Origin of the sequence: Pseudomonas sp. S12(2018), from assembly GCF_024355235.1 — a bacterium.
GTDB lineage: Bacteria > Pseudomonadota > Gammaproteobacteria > Pseudomonadales > Pseudomonadaceae > Aquipseudomonas > Aquipseudomonas palmensis.
The window spans coordinates 157,359-179,130 of the sequence record NZ_QLAD01000007.1; the positions used below are offsets into that span (position 1 = coordinate 157,359).

Consider the following 21,772-nt stretch of genomic DNA (forward strand, 5'->3'; position numbering starts at 1 on the left):
GGAGCGGGCTTGACCCGCGATTGGCCTTAAAGCTCCTGCACAAGACTGTCGATCTGCTCCTGCCGCTCCGCCTGCCCGAGTTTGGCCCCTGGGTTCATCGACGACCACTGCGGGTGCGCCCGCGCCTTGCTCAGCGCCTCCGGCAACTTGCCCTCGCGCCAGCCCTTGTCGCTGGGCAACGTCAGCTTGATGCGAGCTGTCGCCGCATGCCCGCGCCCCTCCAGCGCTGCCAGCAACTGACGCTGACGCAACGCCAGCAAGCGCAGCACCCCGTCGTCCACCGTCAGTTCATGCTGGCCCTTCAGCTTGCCCATCAGCCGCGAACCGTAACTGCGTGCCGTCTGCAGCGCACCCCCGGCAATCGCCCCGGCCAGTGCGGCCGCCCCCAGGGTAATGCCGCCGACCAGCAGGTCGACCCCGGCACCGGCCGCGGCGCCCGCGGCTACCCCGCTGCCCAGGCGCACGCCCAGCAATTTCAGGGTCTCGGGGTTGAACAGGTCATCGCCCCAGCGCCCGTCCAGCAGCGGTAGCTCGCCGGTGTGGGCGTCGTCCTTGCGAAACGCATACAGCTTGAGCAGCGCCTCGACGCAGCGTTGTTCACGCTGGCGAATCACCTGATGCAGCTCGCTGATCGCCGCTGCCTCGGCCTCCGGCCTGGCGATCACGCTACGCCGGCACGCCGCGCAATCGAGCAGCAGTTCGGCAATCAGGCGCTTGGCGCTGTGCTGGCGTGCCACACGCTGGGCCTGCTGGTCATCGATAAGGCGCTGCAAGGCCGGGCGCGCATTCTCCAGCAGCAAGGCCAGGCTTTCGTACAGGCGCTGCTCGCCATCCTGCGGCGGGGCCACGCTGTCGAAGCGCACCAGTGCGTGCAGCCCCAGGCGTGCCAGGGCCTCGCGCCAGTCCGGCTCGCGATGCTCGTTGCTGGCCACGAAGTTGAGCACCGGCAGCAGCGGTTTGCCGCAACCGGCCAGCACTTCCAGTTCATCGCGGTACTTGGCCAGCACCGGCTCGCGGGCGTCGATCACGTACAGCCCGGCATCACTGGCCAGCAACTGGCGCAGCACCTTGGCCTCCTGCTCGAAGCGCTGGCGCGCCTCGTTGCCTTGCAGAAAACGCTCGACCCGCGCCGGGCCGTCCAGCCGCTCACCAGGCCGATCGAGACGCTCCAGGTAATCGAGCAGCGCGATGGCATCCTCCAGGCCCGGGGTGTCGTACAGCTCCAGCAGCGGCTCGCCCTCCACCGACAGCCGTGCGCCTTCCACATGCCGGGTGGTGCTGGGGCGGTGCGAGACTTCGCCGAAACCCACGTCGCGGGTGAGCGTGCGCAGCAGCGAGGTCTTGCCGACGTTGGTGTGGCCGACCACGGCCAGTTTCAACGGCTTAGTCATGGCCATGCTCCAGCCAGTTGAGGGGGGCACTGTCGGCGTACGCCAGGCCCAGTTGCTCCAGCGCCTGGTGCCAGTCGCCCAGGCGGTCGGCGTCCAGTGCCTGGCCGGGTGGTGCCTGCAACAGCCAGATGCGCGTGGCCCCGGCGCTGCGCGCAAGCTCGGCCAGCAGCGCCAGGCTGCCCCGGTCGGGCGAGCGGCGCGGGTCGCAGGCGATGGCCAGGCGCGCGGGCGGGAAGCGGCTCAGCTGTTCGAGCAGCCTGTTGCGTGATTCGCGGCTGTCGAGGATACCGGCGTTGGTCACCGAGGCTGGCAGAGCGGGCGGCCAGGGGTGCTGGTCGTCGAGCTCCAGGCCCACCAGCAAGGCGCCCTCGGCCGGTGCGTCGCCTTCGCTGCGGGTGATTTCGGGCAAGGCCTGCGGGGCAGGGTCGTTGACCCCCAGGCGTTCGCTGCTGGGCATCAGCACGTCGCGCAGGGCGCTGTAGCCGGGCAGGTTGAGGTCCAGGCCCAGGCGCCGGCGCCCGCTGTGCCAGCGCCACAGGCACAGGGCCGCGAGCACCAGCCGCGGCAGCAGGCCGTACACCACCAGCACGCCGAGCATCCAGCCGGCCCACGACTGGCGTGCCAGCTCCAGCGCCGGTTGGCTGGCGCCGCTGGCGCGGATCATGGCCGCGTCCGGCACGCTGAAGCCCAGCAGCGCGGGCAGGGTGCCGAGGGCCTGGGTCAGGCCGACAAAGGTGTCGGGGTCGAGGATGGTGGTTTCCCACACAAAGCCATAACGCCGGGTGGCCAGCAGCATCAGCATCACCACCAGGGCGCTGGCCAGCGCCAGCAGCCACAGGCCGTGCACCAGCAGGCCGAGCAGCCAGCGGTTGAGGCGCTGGCGTTGCAGCAGTACCAGCAGGGCTGGGGCCAGATGCGCGGCCTTGGCATCGCGGGCGAACTTTTCGCTCAGCCATAGCCACAGCCGCCCCAGGCTGGCGCCATGGTCGCCGGCCAGGGCAAAGCCCAGAGCCCAGCTCAGCAGCATCAGCAGGTTAAGCCCCAGCAGGCTGCCCAGCGCCCAGAACACGTTGACCGGGCGCTGGCCGTCGCCCAGCCCGGCGAAGGCCAGGCCGGCGCCGCTGAGCACGGCGAGCAGCAGCAGGGCCAGCAGCGCCAGGCGCGCCCCGGCTTTCCAGCGCCCCAGCGCGGCGCGCAGGCCGTCGCGTTCGGCCAGCCACAGGGCGCGGTGTTCGATGCGTGCAGCCAGGTCGCCGCCTTGCTGGCGCGCACGGCGGTTGGCTTCCTGGTCTTCCAGCGCGCCGGCATGTTCTTCACGCAGGCGCACGGCTTCGGTGAGCCAGCGTTTGTCCAGGTCAGTCAGTCCAGTCACACCCAGCTTCCATTGATCAAAACTGCCCAAAGCATAACCCACGCATCGGCCAGCGGGCTTTGCTATCCTCGCGGGCATGAAAACATCACTGCCTCTCAGCCTGATCGCGGCCCTCGCCGAGAACCGCGTCATCGGCATCGACAACAGCATGCCCTGGCATTTGCCGGGGGATTTCAAGTATTTCAAGGCCACCACGTTGGGCAAGCCGATCATCATGGGTCGCAAGACCTGGGATTCGCTGGGGCGCCCCTTGCCGGGGCGTCTGAACCTGGTGGTCAGCCGTCAGCCGGGCCTGGTGCTGGAGGGCGCCGAGGTGTTCGGTTCGCTGGATGAGGCCATCGTGCGGGCCGAGCAGTGGGCGCTGGAGCACGGTGTGAGCGAGCTGATGCTGATCGGCGGTGCGCAGCTGTACGGGCAGGCGCTGGAACGCGGGCTGGCGGATCGGCTGTACCTGACGCGGGTCGAACTCAGCCCGGTGGGGGATGCGTGGTTCCCTGAAGTGGATGCGCAGCAGTGGGCGAGGACCTCGACCCAGGCGAACGCGGCTGAAGAGGGCAGGCCGGCGTATCATTTCGAGGTGTGGGAGCGGCGTTGATGCATTCGCCGGCAAGGCCGGCTCCTACACGATTGCTGTAGGAGCCGGCCTTGCTGGCGAAGGGGTCTTCAGCTATGCGTCAACTGCGCATGCTCATCGGCCTCCAGCAGCACCTTGTCGGTCTGCCCCATGGCCTGGCTGGTCAGGGTACCGGCCACCATCGCACCACTCACGTTCAGTGCCGTGCGGCCCATGTCGATCAGCGGCTCGACCGAGATCAGCAGCGCCACCAGCTCCACCGGCAGGCCCATCGCCGGCAGCACGATCAGCGCGGCGAAGGTCGCACCGCCGCCCACCCCGGCCACCCCGGCCGAACTCAGGGTCACGATGGCCACCAGCGTGGCGATCCACAGCGGGTCGAGCGGGTCGATGCCCACCGCCGGGGCCACCATCACCGCCAGCATCGCCGGGTACAGGCCTGCGCAACCGTTCTGGCCGATGGTCGCGCCGAACGAGGCGGCAAAGCTGGCAATCGCCTGAGGGATGCCCAGGCGACGGGTCTGCGCCTCGATGCTCAGCGGAATGCTCGCCGCACTGGAGCGGCTGGTGAAGGCAAAGGTCAGCACCGGCCATACCTTGCGGAAAAACCGCAGCGGGTTGACCCCGCCCAGGCCCAGCAGCACACCGTGCACCACGAACATCAGGCCCAGGCCGATGTACGACACCACCACGAAACTGCCCAGCTTGAGAATGTCGTCCAGGTTCGAGCTGGCCACCACCTTGGTCATCAGCGCCAGCACGCCATATGGGGTGAGCTTCATCACCAGGCGTACCAGGCGCATCACCCAGGCCTGCAGGGTGTCGATGGCCACCAGCGCACGGTTGCCCTTGTCGGCGTCGTCCTTGAGCAGTTGCAAGGCGGCCACACCGAGGAACGCGGCGAAGATCACCACGCTGATGATCGAGGTCGGCTTGGCCCGGGCCAGGTCGCCCACCGGGTTGGTGGGGATGAACGACAGCAGCAGTTGCGGGATGTTGAGGTCGGCGACCTTGCCCGCGTAGTCACTCTGGATGGTCTGCATGCGCGCGGTTTCCTGCACGCCGGCCACCAGGCCTTCGGCGCTGAGGCCGAACAGGTTGGTCAGGCCGATGCCGATCAACGCGGCGATGGCCGTGGTGAACAGCAGGGTGCCGATGGTCAGGAAACTGATCTTGCCCAGCGACGAGGCGTTGTGCAGGCGTGCCACGGCGCTGAGGATCGAGACGAAGATCAGCGGCATGACGATCATCTGCAGCAGGCCCACATAGCCGTTGCCGACCAGGTCGAGCCAACTGATGGTGCTTTTCAGGACCGGGCTGCCGGCACCGTAGATGGCATGCAGGGCACTGCCGAACAGCACGCCGACGATCAGGCCGACCAGCACTTTCTTGGCCAGGCTCCAGGAGGTCTTGCTGGTTTGCGCCAGGCCCAGCAGCAAGGCTGCGAACACCAGCAGGTTGAGAAACAGCGGCAGGTTCATTGAAGCTCCAGACAAAGGGCGGGGCGTCGCGTCTGTGCGCGATTGCGAACAGAAATGCTAACAGCCTGAAAAACAACGAATTTAGATCTAAATGGAATTTAGATAGACGATTTTGGAATATCCATATGCCTCGGGGAGGAAGGGTGGACAAAAACAGATCTGGGTGTGATTGGTAAGGGGCAGAAATTGCCGCGGGGCGTTGACGACAAAATATATTAATTGCGAATCACTCGCATCCTCTGCTAGCGTGCGCGCCATTCGATCCCAGTGCCAGGTGGTGCCGTGTCTTCGTGGAATACGCAGATCGCGCGTTTGTTCGCCGAGCAGAAGAACGCGCTGCAAGCCTTTGTGGCGCGCCGCACGGGCAGTGCGCAAGTGGCGGCCGACCTGACCCAGGAGTCGTTCCTGCGCCTGGCGCGCCTGCCGCCCGACAAGCAGATCGACAATCTGCCGGCATTTCTGTTCACCATCGCCAGCAACCTGGTGCGCGACCACCAGCGCCAGATGATCCGCCGCGAACGCCTGGACGGCGGCGAACCCAGCGATGAACTGCCCTGCGCCAGCCCTGGCGCCGACGAGCAACTGGCTGCCCAGCAGGAACAGGCCCTGATGCATGACGCGATTCAGGCGTTGCCCGAGGCGACCCGGCATATCTTCCTGCTCTATCATGTGGACGAATGCACTTACCGCGAGATCGGCGCACGCCTGAACGTGACCCCGCGCAGTGTCGAATACCAGTTGCGGCGAGCGTTGATCGAGTGTCGGGCGTATATCCAGGCCCGCCTGGCCAGCGACGCCGGGGGCAAGCGGCCATGACCCGTCTGCCCGTTGCCACGGACGCCCCGATGACCGATACCGACGATCTGTTTGCCCAGGCATCCGGGTGGTACTTCCGCTTGCAGGCCGACGACGTCACGCCCGCCGACACCGCAGCGTTTGCCGCCTGGCACGCCCAGGGCGTCGCCCAGGCGCAGGCCTGGCAAGAGGTCATCGACCTGCTCGGCGCCCTGCGTGAGCCGGCCCGCAGCATCCGCCAGGCCCAGCGTGAACAGTGGTGCGCCCCGGCCAAACGTCGCTGGCGCCCGCTGGCCAGCGCGGCGGCGGTGCTGCTGGTGATCGGCCTGGGCATCACCCACACGCCTTATCTGGACCGCATGCGCGCCGACTACGCCACCGCCACTGGCGAGTCGCGCACGCTGCAACTGGCCGACGGCTCAACCCTGCAACTGAACACCGACACTGCGGTGCAGGTACGACTGCTGGCCGGCGAGCGCCAGGTGCGCCTGCTGCGCGGCGAAGCCTGGTTCGAAGTCACCCGCGATCCTGCACGGCCGTTTGTCGTTAGCGCCGACGACGGCTGGGTAAAAGTGCTGGGCACGCGCTTCAGCGTAGCCCGGCGAGAGGCGCACACCCGTGTGCAGGTGGCCCAGGGCAAGGTTGAAGTCAGTGCCGGCAACGGGGCGTCGGTGTACCTGGAGCCGGGCCGCGCGGTGGAGTACCACGCCGGCAAGCTCGCCCGGGTGCAGGCGTTCGAGCCGGCCTCGGGCTTTGCCTGGCGCCAGCGCCAACTGGTGTTTCGCCAGCAGCCGTTGGCCGAGGTGGTGGATGAACTCAACCGCTACTGGCCGGGGCAGACCCTGGTGCTGGGTGAGGCGCTGCGCCAGCGCAAGGTCTCGGGGGTGTTCGACATCGACAAGCCCGAGGCGGTGCTCAAGGCGCTCAGCCATACCCTGGGCGTGACGGCCAGCCAATACACCGGTTACCTGCGGGTGCTTCGCGAAGGCTGAAAATAATTTCTGCGATTTTTCAGGGTTTGCTGCAACCCCGTCGTCCTTGATCACGAAGGCGCAAATAATAAGCACTCTCAGACAGTGCCGCGCCACGATCACCTTTGACGCCCCGGGGAGCACTACCAATGGAACATCCGATCGCCAGCCGGCGCTCATTCGCCTTGCCCACCCTGCTCAAGCTGGCTATCGGGCTGAGCGCTGGCAGCACCTTGCTGCCACTGCACGCAGCGCCGGCAGCGCAGGCCCAGGTGTACCGGTTCGAGGTGCCGGCGCAGTCGCTGGATGCGGCGTTGGCGGCGTACAGTGCGGTTACCCGGATGCAGGTGCTGGTGAGTGCAGAGCTGACCCAGGGCCTGCAATCGCCGGGGCTCAGCGGCAGTTATTCACAGGCCGATGCGCTGGCGCGGTTGCTGGTGGGCACCGGGCTGAGCGCCAGCTACATCGATGCCGACAGCGTCACCCTGCACAAGCGTGGCGGCAACGAGTCGGCCCTGCAGCTGGGCGCGACCACGGTCAGCGGCAAGCAACTGGGTGTGACCACCGAAGGCTCCAACTCCTACACCACCGGCGCGGTGACCATCGCCAAGGGCGAGCAGAAGCTCAAGGACATCCCCCAGTCCGTCTCGGTACTGACCCGCAAGCGTATGGACGACCAGAACATCACCACCCTGACTCAGGCCGTGGAGAGCGTGCCGGGGTTGGCCTCGGTAAAGTCGCCAGGCCCGGGCATGTTCGTGTTCTCGCGCGGGTTCGACATCGAGTCGCTGCAATATGACGGTGTGCCGGTGCCGCGCAACGTGTATGCGTTGGGCAGCTACATCACCGAAAACATGGTGATCTATGACCGCATGGAGGTGCTGCGGGGTTCGGCGGCGCTGCTGCAGGGTGCCAACAGCACCACCGGCGCGATCAACATGGTACGCCGCCGCCCGCAGGCCGAACCCACCGTCAAGCTCACGGCCAAGGCTGGCAGCTGGGACCGCTACGTGGCACAGGCCGATGCCGGCGGGCCGTTGAACGAGGCCGGCACGGTGCGCGGGCGGGCGGTGGTCAACTATGAAAAGGGGCGCTCGTTCACCGACTATGTGTGGAACTGGGAGCAGACCGTTTACGGTGCCCTGGACTTCGACCTCAGCGAAGACACCACCCTGGGCATCGGCGCCAGCAACAAGAAAAGCCATTCGCGGCCCTACATGATCGCTTTGCCGCGCTACAGCAACAAGGCCACCTTGAACCTGCCGCGCTCGACCTACACCGGGTCTACCTGGAACCGCGCGATGAACGACCAGACCGCGGTGTACCTGGACCTGGAACACCGCTTCAACGACCACTGGAAGCTCAAGGCCGCCGCCATGGCCATGAACGAGTCCAATGAGGCGACCTACCAGTTCATCGCTCGGCCGGTCACACCCGGCACCACTACCGGCCCGGCCTATTCGGATTTCGCCACCGACTTCGCTGGCAAGAGCCGCGGCATGGATGTGTACCTGACTGGGGACTTCGAGGCGCTGTCGTTCGAGCAGAGCGTGCTGCTGGGCGCCAACTACTCCAAGTACACCACCAACGATGCGTATGCGCGGATGTTCACGCCGGGCGTGGATATCGACAATATCGACCACCACCGCCCGTACCTGGACTTTGACAGCATCGCCGACCGGGCCAACCTGGCCACCAGCACTTACAACATTCGCCAGAAAGGCCTGTATGGCAGTTGGCGGGTCAAATTGCTGGATCCGCTGACCTTGATCGTGGGGGCGCGCAGCAGTTGGTACGACTTTGCCTTTGCTCAGCAGAACTATTTTGCCCGTGAGCTGCAGGAATATGGTGAGAACAACAGCACCAAGACCACCGGCAAGGTCACACCGTTCTACGGCCTGGTGTATGCACTGAATGATCAGTGGTCGACCTATGCGACCTATTCCGAGGTGTTCATCCCGCAGACCGCGCGCGCCATGGGCAACCTTCCGCTCAAGCCGGTAGAGGGCGACAACTATGAGCTGGGCCTGAAGGGCGAGTTGATGGACGGCCAGTTGAATGCGTCGCTGGCGATGTTCCGTTACATCCACAAGGACCGCGCCGTGGCCGACCCGGCCGATATCGGCGAGGAAGGTTGCGGGGGGGTTGGTTGCTTCACGGCAGCCGGCAAGGTGCGCAGCCAAGGCATCGAGGCCGAACTCAGTGGTGAAGTGTTGCCAGGCTTGCAGGTGGCGGGCAGCTACACCTACAACACCACGAAGTTTCTCGAGGACGAGAAGCTTCAGGGCAAGGTGTTCGCCACCTCCACGCCGATGCACATGTTCCGCCTGTGGGCCGACTATCAACTGCCGGGCGACTTCAGCCAGGTCAGCGTGGGGGCTGGCCTGAACAGCCAGAGCAGCACCTTGAGCTTCGACCGCGCGTTTGCGCAAAGCGGCTATACAGTGTGGAACTCGCGGGTGGCGTACCGTGCCAGCGACGAGGTGACACTGGCGGTCAACCTGAACAACGTGCTCGACAAGAAGTACTACATTCCGGCGTACAGCCAGGTGTCGGGCAACAACTACTTCGGCGACCCGCGCAACTTCATGTTCAGTGTGGAGTACACGCCGCAGTTCTGATCGATGACCGCTGCGCCCCCTTCGCTGGCAAGCCAGCTCCCACAGGTACTGCGCTGTTCTCAGGGGCAGTCCGCCCTGTGGGAGCGGGCTTGCCAGCGAAGGGGCCAGTGCAGGCAATAAAAAACCGGCGCCTGAGCGCCGGTTCTTTATTGTCGCCAGACCTTACAGCCCGTCCAGCATGGCCTTGTTGCGCACCGCGCCCTTATCGGCACTGGTGGCGAGCAGGGCGTAGGCCTTGAGTGCGGTGGTCACCTTGCGCGGACGCTGCTCGACCGGCTTCCAGCCCTTCTTGTCCTGCTCGACACGCCGCGCCGCCAGCTCTTCATCGCTGACCAGCAGGTTGATCGAACGGTTGGGAATGTCGATCAGCACCTTGTCGCCGTCGTGCACCAGGCCAATCGCGCCGCCTGCTGCCGCTTCCGGCGAAGCATGACCGATGGACAGGCCCGAGGTGCCGCCCGAGAAGCGCCCGTCGGTCAGCAGCGCACAGGCTTTGCCCAGGCCCTTGGACTTCAGGTACGACGTCGGGTACAGCATCTCCTGCATGCCCGGGCCGCCTTTTGGCCCCTCGTAGCGGATGATAACGATGTCGCCGGCCTGCACTTCGTCGGCCAGAATGCCGCGTACCGCGCTGTCCTGGCTTTCGAAGATCTTGGCGTTGCCTTCGAACACGTGGATCGACTCGTCGACGCCTGCGGTCTTCACCACGCAGCCATCCAGCGCGATGTTGCCGTACAGCACGGCCAGGCCGCCTTCCTTGGAGTAGGCGTGCTCGAAGCTGCGGATGCAGCCGTTCTCGCGGTCGTCATCCAGGGTTTCCCAACGGGTCGACTGGCTGAACGCGGTCTGGGTCGGGATGCCGGCCGGGCCGGCCTTGAAGAAGTGGTGCACCGCTTCGTCGTCGGTCTGGGTGATGTCCCACTTGGCGATGGCTTCTTCCATGCTGCGGCTGTGCACGGTCGGCAGGTCGGTGTGCAGCAGGCCGCCACGGGCCAGCGAACCGAGGATGCTGAAGATGCCGCCGGCGCGGTGCACGTCTTCCATGTGGTACTTCTGGATGTTCGGCGCCACCTTGCACAGCTGCGGCACGCTGCGCGACAACCGGTCGATGTCGCGCAGGTCGAAGTCGATCTCGGCTTCCTGGGCGGCGGCCAGCAGGTGCAGGATGGTGTTGGTCGAGCCGCCCATGGCGATGTCGAGCATCATGGCGTTCTCGAACGCCTTGAAGTTGGCGATGTTGCGCGGCAGTACCGACTCGTCGTTCTCGCCGTAGTAGCGCTGGCACAGTTCGACGATGGTGCGGCCGGCCTTGAGGAACAGCTCTTCGCGGTCGCTGTGGGTGGCCAGGGTCGAACCGTTGCCCGGCAGGGCCAGGCCCAGGGCTTCGGTCAGGCAGTTCATGGAGTTGGCGGTGAACATGCCGGAGCACGAACCGCAGGTAGGGCAGGCGCTGCGCTCGTATTCGGCGACCTTTTCGTCACTGGCCGAGCTGTCGGCGGCGATCACCATGGCGTCGACCAGGTCCAGGCCGTGGCTGGCCAGCTTGGTCTTGCCGGCTTCCATCGGGCCGCCGGACACGAAGATCACCGGGATGTTCAGGCGCAGGGCGGCCATCAGCATGCCGGGGGTGATCTTGTCGCAGTTGGAGATGCACACGATGGCGTCGGCGCAGTGGGCGTTGACCATGTACTCGACCGAGTCGGCGATGATCTCGCGACTGGGCAGCGAGTACAGCATGCCGTCGTGGCCCATGGCGATGCCGTCATCCACGGCGATGGTGTTGAATTCCTTGGCCACGCCACCGGCGCGCTCGATCTCGCGGGCCACCAGCTGGCCCAGGTCCTTCAGGTGCACGTGGCCCGGGACGAACTGGGTGAAGGAGTTGGCGATGGCAATGATCGGCTTCTTGAAGTCGGCATCTTTCATGCCGGTGGCGCGCCACAGGGCGCGTGCGCCGGCCATGTTGCGACCGTGGGTGGACGTTTTCGAGCGGTAATCAGGCATGAAGCACTCCTGGCGGCTAATCAGGTAACAAAAAGGGGAGTGAGCTTCTCTTGTCCTTTGCACCGAAGGCAGGTGGCCGCTGGTACGGATGAGGCCGAAAACACCACGGGATCGCCGAGGGCTCGACCAGAGCTCATAAACCCGCCGGGGATGACTGGCGATGAATAGGCCGATTCTACACCGCTGGCGGCGGGAAGGAATGGCGCATTGGGCGGTTGGGCGTTTTCGCTGCGCGCGGGCCGCCCAACCGCCATGGTGTTCAGCCGGCCTCGGAGAAGTGCACCAGCTTCACGCGCTTGCGAAAGCCGCCGGTCAGCACGCCCAGGTACACCAGGCCGAGGGTGAACCAGGTCATGCCGATGGTCAGGGTCAGTGCCGACAGGCTGGTCCACAGCCACAGCGTGAGGCTCATGCCCACCAGCGGCACCACGCCGTAACGCAGCAGCCCCGAGAGGTTGCGGTGGCAGGCTTGATCGACCAGGTGCGTGCGCACCACCGCCAGGTTCACCGCCGAGAACGCCACCAGCGCGCCAAAGCTGATCAGCGAGGCCAGGGTGGTCAGGTCGATCACCAGTGCCAGCAGGGAGAACACCGATACCACCAGGGTGGCGAACACCGGGGTGCCGAAGCGTGGCGAAAGGCGCCCGAACCAGCGCCGTGGCAGCACCTGGTCGCGGCCCATGGTGTACAGGATGCGCGACACCGCAGCCTGCGAGGCCAGTGCCGAACCCAGGCTGCCGGCCACGAAGGCCGCGGTGAAGAAGTTGGCGAGGAACTGCCCGCCGGCCTTGAACATCACTTCATTGGCTGCCGCATCGACGTTGGCGAAGTGGCTGCCCGGCAGTACCAGCTGGCTGATGTAGGCCAGCACGGTGAACAGCAGCCCGGCGCCCAGGGTGGTGAGCAGGATGGCGCGCGGCACATCGCGTTGCGGGTCGCGGGTTTCCTCGGCAAGGGTCGATACCGCGTCGAAGCCCAGGAAGGACAGGCACAGTACCGCTGCCCCGGTCATCAGGTGGCTGAACCCGGGCCGGGTGCCGTCACCGAGCAGGGGCGACAGCAGGTCGATGGGCGCGCCGTGCAGGCTCTTGATCGACAGTGCGGCGAACACGCCGATGAAGATGATCTGCGCGCCCACGATCAGGTTGCTGGCCTTGGCCACCGAATGGATGCCGATCACGTTGAGCACGGTCACCAGGGCGATGGCGGCGACGATGATGCCCCACACCGGCAGTGCCGGGAAGGCGATGTTGAGGAACAGCCCGATCAGCAGGTAGTTGATCATCGGGATGAACAGGTAGTCGAGCAGCAGCGACCAGCCGGCCAGAAAGCCGATGTTGGGGCCGAACGCCAGGTGGGTATAGGAGTAGGCCGAGCCCGCCACCGGGAAGCGTTTGACCATGAAGCTGTAGGACGTCGCGGTGAACAGCATGGCCAGCAGGGTCACCAGGTAGGCGCCTGCGGTGCGGCCACCGGTGAGCTCGGTGACGATGCCGTAGGTGGTGAAGATGGTGAGCGGCACCATGTACACCAGGCCGAAGAACACCAGGGCGGGCAGCCCCAGCACGCGGCGCAGTCGAGCGGTATCTGAAGTGCCAGGATGAGAGCGGTCGATAGAGGACATGGGTCGAACCTGCATTGTTTTTATTTTGATTGAGTCGATTTTTATCTGCTTATGTCGCCTGGATCAATGAAAAATTTGCCCTTATGGATTATTGGCCTGGATTTTTATCGGTATATGTGCATGGCTGCATGGGGCCTGTGCGGCGTTGCAATGAAGTCGACGTGCTCTAGCCGTGCGGGGTCGCCTGGCCCTAGACTGCGCGCCTTGTGCATCACCCCTCGCAAAAGGACTTGGAATGCCCGTGCTCAACCGCTCCGTGCTGTATTACCTCGCCATCGCCCTGGTACAGGGGGCGCTGCTGCTCACCTTCATCCATTACCGCAACCCTGTGCTCGCGGTGTTCTGCGCCACACTGGCCCTGGTGGGCGGCATCAATCTGCAACTGCTGGGCGGCGCGGTGCGCCAGCGCGGCACCTGGCTGCTGGTGGCCGGCCTGGCGTTGCTGATGGCCAGCGTGTCCGCCTGGCTGTATGCGCAATCGGCCGACGGCTGGCTATGGATGCGCTGGATGCCGGCCTCGCTGGTGCTGGCCTATATCGGCGCGGCGTTCATCCTCAGTTGGCCGACCCGCGACGGCAATCGCCTGCGCTATCAGGACCTGTACCAGCACGCCTGGAACAATGCCTTCATCGTGCTGCTGGCGCTGCTGGTGACCCTGGCGTTCTGGTTGCTGCTGTGGCTGTGCGGGCGGCTGTTCACGATTCTGGGCGCGCCGGTGCTCAGCGATATCTTCGCCTCGCTCGAATTCATCTGCGTGTGCCTGCCGATCTTCTTCTCGCTGGGCATCCGCATGGGGCGCCAGAACGACAAGGCCATCGGCCTGCTGCGCAATGTGCTGCTCACCGTGTGCCGCTACCTGCTGCCGCTGTGTTCGCTGATTGCGGTGGTGTTCACCCTGGCGCTGGCGGTAACCGGGGTCGCGCCGATCTTCAACACCGGTTACTCCACCAGCATCCTGCTGTGCCTGGTGGGCAGTACGCTGTTTCTGCTCAACGGCGTGTTCCAGGACGGCGAGCACGATGCCGGTTATGCCAGGCCCCTGAAGCTGCTGGTGAACGCCAGCCTTGTGTGCCTGCCGCTGCTGATGGCGCTGGCGTGCTATTCGAGCTGGCTGCGCATCGACCAGTACGGCCTGACCCCGCAGCGCTTTCTGGCGATGCTGCTGATCGGCATCGCGCTGGTGCACAGCCTGGCCGCGCTGTGGGCCATTCGCCCGCGCCAGGCGGTGTGGCTGGGCAGCTTGCGGCGCAGCAACCCGTTGATCGCGCTGCTGAGTTTCGTGGTGCTGATGCTGGTGTTCACGCCGGTGCTCAACCCGTTGACCTACAGCGCCGCCAACCAGATGGAGCGGCTGTTGAGCGGGCGCACCTCGGCGGATGCGTTCGATGCGCGCGCTTTGCGCTACCGGCTCGGCAAGCCGGGGATCGAGCAGTTCGAGCGGTTGTCGCGCCTGGTCAAGGAGGGGCAGATCCTGGATGCGCCAAGCCGCGAGCTGCTGGCCGATCGACTGCTGGAGGCCGAACCGGTGAGCATGTCGCCGCGTGAGTACGGACCCAAGCTGGAATGGATCGGGCCTGCGCCGGAGGACAGTGCGCAGATGCTCAACCTGACCCTGATCGAGAGCCAATGCGGCAGTTCGGGGTGTGCTGCCTGGCAGGTGGACCTGGATGACGATGGGGTCAACGAAGTGCTGGTGGTGCCCAAGCACGAGTACTCGACGTCGGCGTTCGTATATGCGCGTCACGAGGGCTTCTGGCGTGATTATGCGCGGGTGGACGGGATCGGCACGGGGCGCGCACTGATCGAGCAGATTCGGGCGGGCACGCTCAAGCTGGCGAAACCGCGCTACAAGACCCTGGTGATCGACGGGCGAGAACTGGGAATGATGCCTTACCCGCAGCGCGATTGAGTGCACCTGCCTGCAGGAGCCGGCCTTGCCGGCGAAAGGCCGTTACAGGCAAAAAAATCCCGGCACCTGGCCGGGATTTTCATTCAGCGCAATCAGCTGTTGGGCAGCAGCCTGCAGGTGATGCTCTTGATGTAGCGCGTTTCCGGGATCGCCGGGTGCACCGGGTGGTCCGGGCCCTGGCCGCCGCGTTCGAGCAGCTGCATGTTGCGGTCCAGGTGGCGGGCGCTGGTCAGCAGGATGTTCTGCAGGTCGTCTTCGGGCAGGTGCATCGAGCACGAGGCGCTGACCAGAATGCCGTCCTTGCTCAGCAGGCGCATGGCCTGCTCGTTCAGGCGGCGGTAGGCGCCTTCGCCGTTCTTCAGGTCCTTCTTGCGCTTGATGAACGCGGGGGGGTCGGCCACGATCACGTCGAAACGCTCTTCAGCGGCCTTGAGCTCGCGCAGCGCCTCGAACACATCGCCTTCCACGCAGGTGACCTTCTCGGCAATGCCGTTGAGCGCCGCATTGCGCTCCACGCCATCCAGGGCAAAGCCCGAGGCATCCACACAGAACACTTCGCTGGCGCCGAACGCACCGGCCTGCACGCCCCAGCCACCGATGTAGCTGAACAGGTCGAGCACGCGCTTGCCTTTGACGTAGGGTGCCAGGCGTGCGCGGTTCATGCGGTGGTCGTAGAACCAGCCGGTCTTCTGGCCTTCCATCACCGGCGCTTCGAATTTCACGCCGTTCTCTTCCAGCGCCACCCACTCCGGCACCAGGCCGAACACGGTTTCGACGTAGCGGTTCAGGCCTTCGGCATCACGCGCCGCCGAGTCGTTCTTGAACAGGATGCCGGTGGGTTTGAGCACCTGCACCAGGGCGGCGATCACGTCGTCCTTGTGCTGTTCCATGGTGGCCGAGGCCAGCTGTACCACCAGGATGTCGCCGAAACGGTCGACCACCAGGCCCGGCAGCAGGTCCGAGTCGCCGTACACCAGGCGGTAGAACGGCTTGTCGAACAGGCGCTCGCGCAGCGACAGGGCCACGTTGATGCGGTGCACCAGCAGCGACTTGTCCAGGGCCAGCTTGGCGTCGCGCGACAGCAGGCGCGCGCAGATCAGGTTGTTGGGGCTCATGGCGACGATGCCCAGCGGCTTGCCGCCGGCACCTTCGAGCACCGCCTGGTCGCCGGCCTTGAAGCCATGCAGCGGGGTCGCGGCGACGTCGATTTCGTTGCTGTACACCCACAGATGGCCGGCGCGCAGGCGGCGGTCGGCGTTGGCTTTGAGGCGAAGGCTGGGCAGGGACATGACGTCGCTCCGGAAAAAAGAGCGGGAGTATAGCGCGTCGGCCGGGCACGCGGCTCGGCCGGCGACAAATAGCCGATCAGGCGCCCAAAGCGCGCAGCAGCTGGGTGTTGAAGGCGGGAATATCGTCGGGCTGGCGGCTGCTGATCAGGTTGCGGTCGATGACCACGGCCTGATCCTGCCACTGCCCGCCGGCATTGGTGATGTCGTCGCGCACGGTCTTGTAGCTGGTCATCTTGCGGCCCTTGACCAACTGGCTCGACACCAGCAGCCAGGCGCCATGGCAGATCACCGCCAGGGGCTTGCCGCTGGCGTCGTGGGCCTTGACCAGCTTCTGGGCGCCGGGGTCGATGCGTATGGTGTCGGAGTTCTGCACGCCGCCGGGCAGCACGATGGCGTCGTAGACCGCGACGTCGGCCTTGTCGAAGGTGTTGTCCACAGTGAAGTCGTCGGCGGGCTTGTCATGGTTCCAGCCCTTGACCGTGCCCGGTTTGGCCGAGAGGATGTCGACGCGCACGCCGCTTTGCTCGAGGGCCTGCTTGGGCCCGGTGAGTTCTACCTGCTCGAAGCCGTCGGTGACCAGCATGGCCACGCGCTTGCCGTTCAGTTGGGTCGTCATCTGCGTGCTCCTGTTGAGTTGAACCTGTAGTAAGCAGGCAGCCCTGGGGCAGGCAAAGTTCCTTCTGAATCCATCAACGGGTGTTTCCCGGCCCGCCTGCAGGGTTAGAATCGCCCTTCAGCCCCGAGTGTGTATCTATGTCCCAGGAACTTACCGCCGAACAGATCCAGCAAGCCCTGCAGGGCATCAGCGTACCGCCCCAGCCGCAGATCATGGTCGACCTGCAGTTCGAGCAGTACATGCCCGACCCGGACCTGGAGACCATCGCCAAGCTGATCTCCCAGGACCCGGGCCTTTCCGGCGCACTGCTCAAGCTGGTCAATTCGCCGTACTACGGGCTGACCAACAAGATCGCCTCGATCCAGCGCGCGGTGAACCTGCTGGGCAGCCGCTCGATCATCAACCTGATCAACGCGCAGTCGATCAAGGGCGAGATGAGCGACGACACCATCGTCACCCTCAACCGCTTCTGGGACACCGCCCAGGACGTGGCCATGACCTGCCTGACCCTGGCCAAGCGCATCGGCTCGCAGGCGGTGGACGAAGCCTATGCCCTGGGGCTGTTCCACGATTGCGGCGTGCCGCTGATGCACAAGCGCTTCCCCGACTACATGCATACTCTGGAGCAGGCCTACGCCGAGGCCGGCCCCGACAAGCGCGTGGTCGACACCGAGAACCGCACGTTCAACACCAACCACGCCGTGGTCGGCTACTACACGGCCAAGTCGTGGCGCCTGCCCGAGCACGTGAGTGCCGCCATCGCCAACCACCACAATGCCCTGGCGGTGTTCAGCGACGACTCGGCGCGCAACACCCAGCTCAAGAACCTGCTGGCCATTCTGAAGATGGCCGAGCACATCTGCAGCTCGTACCGGGTGCTGGGCAACCAGAGCGTGGACCACGAATGGAACACCGTCGGGCACCTGGTGCTCGACTACGTGGGCCTGTCGGAGTACGACTTCGAGAACCTCAAGCAGACCATCCGCGAAATGGGTGCGCACTGACCCATGCCCGAGCTACCTGAAGTCGAGACCACCCGCCGCGGCATTGCGCCGTACCTTGAAGGGCAGCGTGTCAGCCGTGTGGTGGTGCGTGAACGGCGCCTGCGCTGGCCGATACCCGAAGACCTCGACGTACGCCTGTCGGGGCAGCGCTTCGTGTCGGTGGAACGGCGTGCCAAGTACCTGCTGCTCAACGCCGAGATGGGCACGCTGATCAGCCACCTGGGCATGTCGGGCAACCTGCGGGTGGTGGAGATCGGCCTGCCGGCGGCCAAGCACGAGCATGTGGACATCGAGCTGGAGTCGGGGCTGGCGCTGCGCTACACCGACCCGCGCCGGTTTGGCGCGATGCTCTGGGCCCCCGACCCGTTGCAGCACGAGCTGCTGCTGCGCCTGGGCCCGGAGCCGCTGACCGACCTGTTCGATGGCGAGCGGCTGTTCCAGCTGTCGCGCGGGCGCTCGATGGCGGTCAAGCCGTTCATCATGGACAACGCGGTGGTGGTGGGGGTGGGCAACATCTATGCGACCGAGGCGCTGTTCGCGGCGGGCATCGACCCGCGGCGCCCGGCCGGGGGCATTTCGCGGGCGCGCTACCTGCGCCTGGCCATCGAGATCAAGCGCATCCTGGCCGCCGCCATCGAGCGTGGCGGCACCACCCTGCGCGACTTCATCGGCGGCGACGGCCAGCCGGGCTACTTCCAGCAGGAACTGTTCGTGTACGGGCGCGGGGAAGAACCGTGCAAGGTGTGTGGCACGGTGCTGCGCAACGTGACCCTGGGCCAGCGCGCCAGCGTGTTCTGCCCGCGCTGCCAGACCTAGCGGCCTGTATCAGGCCTTGCCGGTGATCCTGCGGTACTTGGCCATCAGCTCGTCTTCGGTTTCCGGGTGCGCTTCATCCAGCGGGATGCAGTCGACCGGGCAGACCTGCTGGCACTGCGGTTCGTCGTAATGGCCAACGCACTGGGTGCACAGGTTGGGGTCGATCACGTAGATCTCTTCGCCCTGGGAGATGGCGGCGTTCGGGCACTCGGGTTCGCAGACGTCGCAATTGATGCAATCGTCGGTGATGATCAGGGACATGGGGACTCCGGCCGGGGCGTCAGGCCCGGGCATATGAAAACCAATGGGCACAATTGTGCCGCATTAACGCCCGCAGTGCACGCGGGCGCGGTTTTCGATGCGGGCGCGGTTACTTCTTGAAGCGCTCGGTGAGTGCGTCAGCCACTACCGGGTGCACGAACTTGGTGATATCGCCGCCCAGCGCCGCGATTTCGCGCACCAGGGTCGAGGATATGAACGAATAGCGCTCGGACGGCGTCAGGAACAGGCTTTCGACGTCGGGCGCCAGTTGCCGGTTCATGTTCGCCAGCTGGAACTCGTACTCGAAGTCCGAAACCGCGCGCAGGCCGCGCAGGAATACATTGGCCTGCTGCTCCTTGGCGAAATGCGCCAGCAGCGTGGAGAAGCCGATGACCTGCACGTTGGGCAGGTGCTTGGTGACCTCACGCGCCAGCTCTACCCGTTGTTCCAGGGGGAACAGCGGGTTCTTCTTGGGGCTGGCGGCGACCGCGATGATCACCTCGTCGAACAGCCGGGAGGCCCGCTCGACCAGATCGCCATGGCCTTTGGTAATAGGGTCGAATGTACCTGGGTACAACACTCGGTTCATCGCGTCGTCCTGGCAGGAGTGCGTTTGGGAGTCGGATGGTATCGCAGCAGCTGCGGTCGGCCAAGTCGCCATCGCCGGCTCAAGGCACTATAGACAGGCGTGATAATGCTTGTCACCCGCTGCAGGCCGAGTGTCTGGTGCCTTGAAAGTATCGACCCCATCGCGGGTCAGGCCCGCTCCCACAGGCTATGCATCTCTTTGTGGGAGCGGGCCTGACCCGCGATGGGGTCGCTGCAACGTCAGCGAATGAACAGACGATAGACCCACCGCTGCAGCGCCTTCCCATACGGCGGATAGATCAGCCGCGCCGCATTCACCCGCGACTTGGCGAACACCGCCCGGGCATGACTGAAGGTCTTGAAGCCCTCGTGCCCGTGGTAGTTGCCCATCCCCGACGGCCCGACCCCGCCAAACGGCAGGTCGTCCTGGGCCACGTGCAGCAGGGTGTCGTTCAGGCACACGCCGCCGGAATGGGTCTGCTCCAGCACCCGCCGCTGCTCGGCACGGTCGTGGCCGAAGTAGTACAGCGCCAGCGGGCGCGGGCGCTGGTTCACATAGGCCAGCGCCTCGGCCAGGCTGTCATAGGGCACCACCGGCAGCAGCGGGCCGAAGATCTCGTCCTGCATCACCTGCATGCTGTCATCGACCTGCAGCAGCACCTGCGGCGGCAGGCGCCGACCTTCGCGGGCTTCGCCGGGGTACAGGTCGAGCACGCTGGCGCCCTTGTCGCGGGCATCGCGCAAATAGCCTTCCAGGCGCGCCAGGTGGCGCACATTGATGATCGCGCTGTAGTCCGGGTTGTTTCGCACCTGTGGATAAAACCGCAGCACTGCCTCGCGATAGGCCTGCACGAAGCCCTCCAGGCGCTCGCGCGGGACCAGCGCGTAGTCCGGGGCAACGCAGGTCTGCCCGGCGTTGAGGGTCTTGCCGAAGGCGATGCGCTCGGCCGCCTGGGCCAGCGGTACACTGGCCGACACGATGACTGGCGACTTGCCGCCCAGCTCCAGGGTCACCGGGGTCAGGTTGGTGGCTGCCGCCGCCATCACCTGGCGGCCGATGCTGGTGGCGCCGGTGAACAGCAGGTGATCGAACGGCAGGCGCGAGAAGGCCTCGCCCACGCCAGCATCGCCCAGCACCACGCTGACCAGGTCGTCGGGAAACACTTCGCCCAGCAGGCGCTGAAGCAGTGCCGCGGTGGCCGGGGTGGCTTCGCTGAGCTTGAGCATCACCCGGTTGCCCGCTGCCAGCGCCGCGGTGAGCGGGCCGATGGCCAGAAACAGCGGGTAGTTCCATGGCACGATGATGCCCACCACGCCCAGCGGCTGGTACAGCACCCGCGCGCTGGCCGGCTGGAACGCCAGGCCCACCGTGCGCCGCACCGGCTTCATCCAGCCCTTGAGGTGGCGCTCGGCGTGGCGAATGCCCTGCACGCTGGGCATCAGTTCGGCCAGCAGGGTCTCGTCGGCGCTGCGCCCGGCAAAGTCGCGGTCGATCGCCGCGACCAGGGCCGACTGGTTCGCCAGCAGCAGCCGGCGCAGGCTGGCAAGCCACTGCAGGCGCTGCGCCGCCGGCGCCATGGGCAGCCCGGCAAAGGCCCGGCGCTGCTGTTCGAACAGGGTCTGGAGGGGCATGCGGGCTCCATGGCAGGGCAAGTGTGCCTGGAGCATATACGCCGGTTGTGCAGGTGGTACATCCCGTGGCGGATACGCCGTAAGATAAGCCTATTCCTTCAAGCTCATGCCTTTGGAGCTGACCATGGCACCGCGCATCAAGACCCGCGAGCTCATCGTGCAGAACAGCCTCGAGCTGTTCAACCAGCAGGGTGAACGCAGTGTCAGCACCAACCACATTGCTGCGCACATGGAAATCTCGCCGGGCAACCTCTATTACCACTTCGCCAACAAGCAGGCGATCATCGCCGTGCTGTTCACCCAGTACGAGGCGCTGGTGGAAGGCTTTCTGCGCCCGCCCCAGGGGCGCGCCGCCACCGTCGAGGACAAGCGCTTCTACCTCGAGGCGCTGCTGTCGGCGATGTGGAACTACCGCTTCCTGCACCGCGACCTCGAACACCTGCTCGGCCACGACCCGACCCTGGCTGCGCGCTACCGACGTTTTTCGCAGCGCTGCCTGCTGCAGGGCCAGGCCATCTACCGAGGTTTCGTCGAGGCCGACATCGTGGCCATGGACACCGTGCAGATCGAATCGCTGACCCTCAATGCCTGGATCGTGCTGACCTCCTGGGTGCGCTTTCTGTGCACCACCCGCGAGCACTCCGCGCACCTGAGCGAAGAGGCGATCAAGCGCGGCGTGTACCAGGTGCTGGTGCTGGAGCTCGGTTTCGTCACCGCCAGCGCGCGCCCTGCAGTGGATGCGCTGTGCAAGGAATTCTACGTGCCGCTGGACCAGGCACTGGAACAGTAGGCCGCCCACCCCCTTTGAATCGATATGGAGACCG

The 21,772-nt window shown here is 65.6% G+C and carries 18 protein-coding genes; 8 read left to right on the forward strand and 10 right to left on the reverse strand.

The genetic code is table 11. The annotated features are described in order from the left end of the window. Positions 1 to 26: 26 nt before the first annotated feature. On the reverse strand, positions 27 to 1,391 hold the full coding sequence (locus tag DN388_RS17855; RefSeq protein ID WP_078480707.1) for a DUF3482 domain-containing protein: 1,365 nt from the start codon (positions 1,389 to 1,391) through the stop codon (positions 27 to 29). Continuing rightward, positions 1,384 to 2,763 carry a DUF2868 domain-containing protein gene (locus DN388_RS17860; protein WP_210015336.1) on the reverse strand — a complete coding sequence of 460 codons (1,380 nt, stop codon included), beginning with the start codon at positions 2,761 to 2,763 and terminating at the stop codon, positions 1,384 to 1,386. The genes DN388_RS17855 and DN388_RS17860 overlap by 8 nt, the downstream gene beginning before the upstream one ends. 76 nt (positions 2,764 to 2,839) lie before the next feature. On the opposite strand from DN388_RS17860, the gene DN388_RS17865 reads away from it, so the two are divergent. Next, positions 2,840 to 3,358, forward strand: coding sequence for a dihydrofolate reductase (locus DN388_RS17865; RefSeq protein WP_255001432.1), 519 nt, complete (start codon positions 2,840 to 2,842; stop codon positions 3,356 to 3,358). A gap of 68 nt (positions 3,359 to 3,426) precedes the next feature. On the opposite strand, the gene DN388_RS17870 is transcribed toward DN388_RS17865, so the two are convergent. Continuing rightward, the gene (locus DN388_RS17870; RefSeq protein WP_058541775.1) at positions 3,427 to 4,818 is read right to left on the reverse strand and encodes an L-cystine transporter; all 1,392 of its coding nucleotides are present in this window, start codon (positions 4,816 to 4,818) and stop codon (positions 3,427 to 3,429) included. Between the two features lie 282 nt (positions 4,819 to 5,100). Here DN388_RS17870 and DN388_RS17875 point away from each other — a divergent pair, with 282 nt between their 5' ends. The 3 genes from DN388_RS17875 to DN388_RS17885 all read left to right on the forward strand — a co-directional run bounded on the left by DN388_RS17875 (position 5,101) and on the right by DN388_RS17885 (position 9,205). Further along, entirely contained in the window at positions 5,101 to 5,634 is a 534-nt protein-coding gene (locus tag DN388_RS17875) for an RNA polymerase sigma factor (RefSeq protein ID WP_236176459.1), read from the forward strand. Then, positions 5,631 to 6,605 (forward strand): FecR family protein, encoded by a 975-nt coding sequence (locus DN388_RS17880; protein ID WP_236176458.1) that lies wholly within the window; start codon positions 5,631 to 5,633, stop codon positions 6,603 to 6,605. The genes DN388_RS17875 and DN388_RS17880 overlap by 4 nt, the downstream gene beginning before the upstream one ends. Before the next feature lie 128 nt (positions 6,606 to 6,733). After that, entirely contained in the window at positions 6,734 to 9,205 is a 2,472-nt protein-coding gene (locus DN388_RS17885) for a TonB-dependent receptor (protein ID WP_255001438.1), read from the forward strand. Positions 9,206 to 9,367: 162 nt separating this feature from the next. Here DN388_RS17885 and ilvD read toward each other — a convergent pair whose 3' ends face one another. Together ilvD and DN388_RS17895 are read right to left on the reverse strand one after the other, a co-directional pair. Next, a complete protein-coding gene (gene ilvD / locus DN388_RS17890; protein ID WP_255001440.1) occupies positions 9,368 to 11,209 on the reverse strand; it encodes a dihydroxy-acid dehydratase in 1,842 nt (613 codons plus the stop codon). 259 nt (positions 11,210 to 11,468) lie between these two features. Then, a complete protein-coding gene (locus DN388_RS17895) occupies positions 11,469 to 12,833 on the reverse strand; it encodes an APC family permease (RefSeq protein ID WP_043860002.1) in 1,365 nt (454 codons plus the stop codon). Positions 12,834 to 13,068: 235 nt separating this feature from the next. On the opposite strand from DN388_RS17895, the gene DN388_RS17900 reads away from it, so the two are divergent. Then, complete coding sequence (locus DN388_RS17900) at positions 13,069 to 14,742, forward strand: DUF4153 domain-containing protein (RefSeq protein WP_100634280.1); 1,674 nt, start codon at positions 13,069 to 13,071, stop codon at positions 14,740 to 14,742. Between the two features lie 92 nt (positions 14,743 to 14,834). On the opposite strand, the gene DN388_RS17905 is transcribed toward DN388_RS17900, so the two are convergent. Continuing rightward, positions 14,835 to 16,031 carry a class I SAM-dependent rRNA methyltransferase gene (locus DN388_RS17905; RefSeq protein ID WP_043860000.1) on the reverse strand — a complete coding sequence of 399 codons (1,197 nt, stop codon included), beginning with the start codon at positions 16,029 to 16,031 and terminating at the stop codon, positions 14,835 to 14,837. A 76-nt stretch (positions 16,032 to 16,107) separates the two neighbouring features. Further along, the gene (locus DN388_RS17910) at positions 16,108 to 16,647 is read right to left on the reverse strand and encodes a type 1 glutamine amidotransferase domain-containing protein (RefSeq protein ID WP_043859999.1); all 540 of its coding nucleotides are present in this window, start codon (positions 16,645 to 16,647) and stop codon (positions 16,108 to 16,110) included. A gap of 137 nt (positions 16,648 to 16,784) precedes the next feature. Between DN388_RS17910 and DN388_RS17915 the strand changes: the two genes are divergently transcribed. Both DN388_RS17915 and mutM read left to right on the forward strand, forming a co-directional pair. Continuing rightward, positions 16,785 to 17,651, forward strand: a complete 867-nt coding sequence (locus tag DN388_RS17915; protein ID WP_043859998.1) for an HDOD domain-containing protein — start codon at positions 16,785 to 16,787, stop codon at positions 17,649 to 17,651. Positions 17,652 to 17,654: 3 nt separating this feature from the next. Further along, on the forward strand, positions 17,655 to 18,467 hold the full coding sequence (mutM, locus tag DN388_RS17920; RefSeq protein WP_255001450.1) for a bifunctional DNA-formamidopyrimidine glycosylase/DNA-(apurinic or apyrimidinic site) lyase: 813 nt from the start codon (positions 17,655 to 17,657) through the stop codon (positions 18,465 to 18,467). Positions 18,468 to 18,476: 9 nt separating this feature from the next. Here the strand turns inward: mutM and DN388_RS17925 are convergent, their stop codons facing one another. The 3 genes from DN388_RS17925 to DN388_RS17935 all read right to left on the reverse strand — a co-directional run bounded on the left by DN388_RS17925 (position 18,477) and on the right by DN388_RS17935 (position 20,948). Then, positions 18,477 to 18,728, reverse strand: a complete 252-nt coding sequence (locus DN388_RS17925; protein ID WP_011531711.1) for a YfhL family 4Fe-4S dicluster ferredoxin — start codon at positions 18,726 to 18,728, stop codon at positions 18,477 to 18,479. Between the two features lie 109 nt (positions 18,729 to 18,837). Then, positions 18,838 to 19,317 carry a pantetheine-phosphate adenylyltransferase gene (gene coaD / locus DN388_RS17930; RefSeq protein WP_043859996.1) on the reverse strand — a complete coding sequence of 160 codons (480 nt, stop codon included), beginning with the start codon at positions 19,315 to 19,317 and terminating at the stop codon, positions 18,838 to 18,840. 239 nt (positions 19,318 to 19,556) lie between these two features. Further along, complete coding sequence (locus DN388_RS17935) at positions 19,557 to 20,948, reverse strand: coniferyl aldehyde dehydrogenase (RefSeq protein ID WP_255001458.1); 1,392 nt, start codon at positions 20,946 to 20,948, stop codon at positions 19,557 to 19,559. Positions 20,949 to 21,072: 124 nt separating this feature from the next. Between DN388_RS17935 and DN388_RS17940 the strand changes: the two genes are divergently transcribed. After that, entirely contained in the window at positions 21,073 to 21,738 is a 666-nt protein-coding gene (locus tag DN388_RS17940) for a TetR/AcrR family transcriptional regulator (RefSeq protein ID WP_043859994.1), read from the forward strand. The last annotated feature ends 34 nt before the right edge of the window (positions 21,739 to 21,772 follow it).

Bases quoted from the DNA above. Each gene is read 5' to 3' on its own strand.
- coaD (WP_043859996.1), bottom strand. From the start codon at position 19,317: ATGAACCGAGTGTTGTACCCAGGTACATTCGACCCTATTACCAAAGGC.
- DN388_RS17905 (WP_043860000.1), bottom strand. From the start codon at position 16,031: ATGTCCCTGCCCAGCCTTCGCCTCAAAGCCAACGCCGACCGCCGCCTG.
- DN388_RS17895 (WP_043860002.1), bottom strand. From the start codon at position 12,833: ATGTCCTCTATCGACCGCTCTCATCCTGGCACTTCAGATACCGCTCGA.
- DN388_RS17865 (WP_255001432.1), top strand. From the start codon at position 2,840: ATGAAAACATCACTGCCTCTCAGCCTGATCGCGGCCCTCGCCGAGAAC.
- ilvD (WP_255001440.1), bottom strand. From the start codon at position 11,209: ATGCCTGATTACCGCTCGAAAACGTCCACCCACGGTCGCAACATGGCC.
- DN388_RS17870 (WP_058541775.1), bottom strand. From the start codon at position 4,818: ATGAACCTGCCGCTGTTTCTCAACCTGCTGGTGTTCGCAGCCTTGCTG.
- DN388_RS17855 (WP_078480707.1), bottom strand. From the start codon at position 1,391: ATGACTAAGCCGTTGAAACTGGCCGTGGTCGGCCACACCAACGTCGGC.
- DN388_RS17910 (WP_043859999.1), bottom strand. From the start codon at position 16,647: ATGACGACCCAACTGAACGGCAAGCGCGTGGCCATGCTGGTCACCGAC.
- DN388_RS17925 (WP_011531711.1), bottom strand. From the start codon at position 18,728: ATGTCCCTGATCATCACCGACGATTGCATCAATTGCGACGTCTGCGAA.
- DN388_RS17880 (WP_236176458.1), top strand. From the start codon at position 5,631: ATGACCCGTCTGCCCGTTGCCACGGACGCCCCGATGACCGATACCGAC.
- DN388_RS17915 (WP_043859998.1), top strand. From the start codon at position 16,785: ATGTCCCAGGAACTTACCGCCGAACAGATCCAGCAAGCCCTGCAGGGC.
- DN388_RS17940 (WP_043859994.1), top strand. From the start codon at position 21,073: ATGGCACCGCGCATCAAGACCCGCGAGCTCATCGTGCAGAACAGCCTC.
- mutM (WP_255001450.1), top strand. From the start codon at position 17,655: ATGCCCGAGCTACCTGAAGTCGAGACCACCCGCCGCGGCATTGCGCCG.
- DN388_RS17935 (WP_255001458.1), bottom strand. From the start codon at position 20,948: ATGCCCCTCCAGACCCTGTTCGAACAGCAGCGCCGGGCCTTTGCCGGG.
- DN388_RS17885 (WP_255001438.1), top strand. From the start codon at position 6,734: ATGGAACATCCGATCGCCAGCCGGCGCTCATTCGCCTTGCCCACCCTG.
- DN388_RS17900 (WP_100634280.1), top strand. From the start codon at position 13,069: ATGCCCGTGCTCAACCGCTCCGTGCTGTATTACCTCGCCATCGCCCTG.